The 3,584-nt window shown below is 48.4% G+C and carries 3 protein-coding genes; all 3 read left to right on the plus strand.

Annotation, left to right across the window (positions count from 1 at the left end; genetic code table 11):
- A partial coding sequence (locus ABDK92_11080; GenBank protein ID MEN3187144.1) for an SIS domain-containing protein occupies positions 1–992 on the plus strand: 992 nt, incomplete at its 5' end.
- On the plus strand, positions 989–3,100 hold the full coding sequence (locus ABDK92_11085; GenBank protein ID MEN3187145.1) for a cellulose biosynthesis cyclic di-GMP-binding regulatory protein BcsB: 2,112 nt from the start codon (positions 989–991) through the stop codon (positions 3,098–3,100). The genes ABDK92_11080 and ABDK92_11085, both read left to right, overlap by 4 nt.
- Positions 3,097–3,584 (plus strand): glycosyl transferase (locus ABDK92_11090; protein MEN3187146.1); only part of this gene is annotated, 488 nt, incomplete at its 3' end. The genes ABDK92_11085 and ABDK92_11090, both read left to right, overlap by 4 nt.

Genomic DNA, 3,584 nt, shown 5'->3' on the forward strand with positions numbered 1-3,584 from the left:
ATCTTGCCGAAGGGTACGCCCAGGCAAAAAATGTTCCCCTCTCACCTCGTTATCGGGAAATCCAGCAGATCGTCTTTACCGGGATTGGTGGTTCCGGTATTGGAGGACAGATAGTCAAGCACATTCTGCGTAATCGCCTTCCGGTTCCCTTCGAAATTATCTCCAGTCCTCCTCTCCCCCATTTTGTGAACCACGGCACGCTTCTTATCCTTTCCAGCTACTCTGGAAACACCAAAGAAATACTGGGAGTCGCACACGCAGCCCGAAAAAGGAATCTTCCCACCATCACTCTCACTTCGGGTGGGGAACTCCAGACCCTCTTCCCTCAGGAATCAGTTTTATTGCTTCCCAAAGGTTTCCAGCCCCGTTTCGCTTTGGGATATCTTCTGGGAAACCTTCTGGGGCTTTTTGAAAATCTTTTTCCAGAAGTATCCCTTCAAACCGAGGTGGACGAAGCCCTTACTCTCCTTCACGACCTCCTCCCCCACTACAACACCTTGGAAAACATGACCACTCCATACTACCTCGCAACCCTATTCGAAAGGAGATTACCAGTTATCTATGGTACCCAGAACTTCACCGATATTGTCGCGTATCGCTTCAAAACCCAGCTCAACGAAAACGCCAAAAATATGGCCCTCTATGGCGTTATCCCCGAAATCATGCACAACGAAATCGTAGGTTTACGCCACCCAGAGGGAATTCCCTGGGTATTTCTGATTCTCCGTGACCGAGAAGAACTTCCTATGATTCAAACCATGGTGCGGGTTCTGGTTCGATACCTCAAGTCCTGCCATTTTCCGGTTGAAGAAGTTTTCTCTCAGGGAAGTTCGTTTCTTACCCGCACCATGAGTCTTGTGGCCTTGGCTGACTGGACCAGTTTTTTTCTGGCACTCAAAAATCAAGAAGACCCCATTCAAATTCCACCAATACGGCATCTCAAGCGCATTTTGCAATATTTTGAGTGCACCATGGAGGAGGAAACACCATGAGAAAGACTCTCTCGCCTTTCTGGTTCTTTTGCCTTTTGCTTTGTTTTATGGCAACCGTGGAAGCCCAGGAACTCCGGTGGCAGGAAATTCCGTTCGCTGAACTCGGCTGGGAAAACGACCAGAAGCTAGAAGGAAGCCATCCCTCGCATACCCTGTATTTCCCAGACTTTCCCGGTATTAACTGGGAACAGAGTTATCTTCACCTGGAAATTGAGGTTCCCTCGGTCCTGAGCCCTTCTTCCTCGCTGACCGTGCGTGGAGATGGGAATCTTCTCCTTACCACCTCTCTTCGAAGTGGCACGCTTTCTATCCCCCTCAAAGAGCTTTCTCCAGGAAAAAATCCACATCGCATTGACATCGAACCGTATCTTTTCATCAGTGACAACCTCTGTGAAGACCTGAACTCAGGAAATCTCTTCTGCTTTGTGAAAAAGGAGAGTCGATTCGTCCTCTTTCGCCAGGAAACCACTATCGCCACCTTAACCGATTTCCTTAACCTTCCAGAAAAACGGATAGAAATCATCCTCCCTACTGGCGAATGGTCAAAAGACCTGGAAAAAGCCTACATGAAGCTCTATGCGTTTTTGCGACGTTCTCTGCGGAATACCCCTCTTACCATTGAAACCAGCATCGCTCAGGAAGGGCAATCCCTTCTTGCCGACCATCGCCGCATTTTCTTGCAAGAACGTGCTCAACACGATTTTGAACTTTACGGAAAAACCCTTTTTCTCACCCCTCAAGGTGTGGAAGCCCTGGTTGAGAAAAGCGAGCTCATGGTTTTTCCTGCTGCACAGATATCGACCGTTCAAGGTCCATTCCCCTCACCACCACGTCGGCTTTACCTTGATGAACTCTTTTTTCGAGGTATTGGCACACTCACCAATACCTTTTATTTCCCAAGTGCTGACCTCGGAGGGATACCACAGCAACTCAAACTCATCCTGTACCTCTCCCATTCTCCTCTGAAAACCAACTTTCAGGGAGATGCATCATTCACAGTACGCTTGAATGGAGAATCGGTATACACCGAGCAGCTGAATGCTAACCCTGTGACGGTACGAACCCCCCGGATTGTTTTCCTGCCTCCAGAGCTTCTGCGGCGAGAAAATGCTCTGGAGTTTTCGTTCTCCTACTTTCCGGAAATCGGCAACTGCCGCCGGGGCGAGAAACCTCTGGAAGCCTCAATCAGCAACAAATCGTACCTTGAACCCCGGGGACAGGGGTATTTACCTCCCATTCTTACCTTCAACGACGTTCCCACATTCTTTTGGGGTCAGGGATTTTTAGTGCTCCCAGAAACACCTACTCTCTCCGAGCTCCAGATTGAAGCGATCATTCTGGCTACGTTACGGTCCATTGACCGTAGGCCCATTGACATCACCGTCGTAACCCCCAAAGAAGCAAAAATTCTGCTTTCTCAACCCTCATACCAAAGCCGACTCTGGCAAAAACCTTTCCAGCCATTTGTCCTTTTCCAAAAAGAGTGTTCCCGTTACGCCCAATTTCTGGAGACCCAAAACCTTCCCTCTTTCCATAAACTTGTCGCTTTCCTCCGCTTTGCCATGGAACACTATAGCCGTGCCATGGGTGAGACGATTTCCTTCTTTTTCATCCCTTTCAGCGAAGAAGAATCCCGGGTACTCCGGGATTACTTTATCGCCGTCGCGCCGTCCGCGAACTTTCCATCCTCCCCTCTTATTTCCGAAGGAAAAGATCTGGTGCTTAAAGATACCTTCGAGGGAAAAACCATCATGCGTTTTGGCCCGAACGAATCGCTGGGGATTCTCACCACTTTTTGGGAAAATGGCCACCCAGTGATTCTCTTTACCACCCACGGGGAATTTGACCAGGCTACCCGACACTTTTTCAACACCTTCAAAGAAGAGAAAACCTTGCGCCGGCTCATCGGAAATGTTACGCTTTTTAGTAAAAATGGCTTTACCAGTGTGCTGAGTGGACCACCAGTGAGTCCTCCCAAACCAGCTATGTTCGTCTTTCAAGAATGGTTCCTCAGATTTCGAATCTTCCTTTTCCTTGTCATTGTCAGTATCATCATCCTTGCGTCCGGACTCCTGTATAACCGTCTGGTTCGTTCCAAGAACCCATGAAGGAAAAACGCTTAGGTGAAATCCTGATTGAAAAAGGGCTGATCACCCAAAAGCAATTGGAGGAAGCCTTAGCCATTCAAAAAGAAAGCAAGGCGCTCCTGGGAGAGATTCTGGTTTCGCATGGTTTTCTCTCCCCTTTCAAGCTCTATCAGGCTCTGGCAGAAAAAGAAGACCTGATGTACTTGGGAGAAGAACTATCCAGGCTCATCCAGATGGTTGACCCAAATGTGCTTCCTCTCTTTGCTTCTTCTGACCTGGTGCGCTTTAAATTTTTTCCCCTTCGCTATGAAAATCACTCCCTGGAAATTGTCACCCCCTCCCCACAAAGTACGGCTTTACAGACCTTTCTTCGGGAAAAATTTCCCCAAATCGAATGCAAAGCGAGCCTCGTCACCCCTTATGAACTCGACCAGCTCATTTACACCTTTTTTCGACAAGAATTCCTTCAGGAAGCAACCACCGGTCTTTTCTTCCGTTCTCCAGA

The organism is Atribacterota bacterium, from assembly GCA_039638595.1.
Taxonomy (GTDB): Bacteria; Atribacterota; Atribacteria; order Atribacterales; family Caldatribacteriaceae; genus Profundicultor; species Profundicultor thermophilus.